General features: G+C 53.5%; 1 protein-coding gene. It reads left to right on the top strand.

The window, feature by feature from the left end; all coding sequences use genetic code 11:
• Positions 1-14 precede the first annotated feature (14 nt).
• Entirely contained in the window at positions 15-158 is a 144-nt protein-coding gene (locus MWC30_RS23270; protein ID WP_368860935.1) for a DUF4351 domain-containing protein, read from the top strand.
• Positions 159-316: the final 158 nt, after the last annotated feature.

The following is a 316-nucleotide window of genomic DNA, read 5'->3' as shown; positions in this document are numbered from 1 at the left end:
GAAAATGTGGCCTCCTGGAGAAGATACTGACCCGTCGTTTTGGTCCACTGCCGGACTGGGCGGAACAGCGCCTGGCGTCTGCATCGTCGGAACAGTTGGACCAGTGGGCCGAACGGGTGCTCGAAGCGAAGTCACTTCAGGATGTGTGGGCAGAATAAGGGAGCTCCGGCCATATACCGCGTAGTGCCTGGGGATTGGGTGGGCAAAAGAATATTCCATGATCCTCATCCATCCGCAGATTACACAGATTGACGGAGATTAACCCTACAACACCACTTCGGCTCATAATGTCATTTCGAATGCCAGTGAGAAATCT

Source organism: Desulforhabdus sp. TSK (assembly GCF_022836495.1).
Taxonomy (GTDB): Bacteria; Desulfobacterota; Syntrophobacteria; order Syntrophobacterales; family Syntrophobacteraceae; genus Desulforhabdus.
Note: the sequence above shows the minus strand (reverse complement) of the source record. Positions and strands in the feature narration are given on the sequence as shown.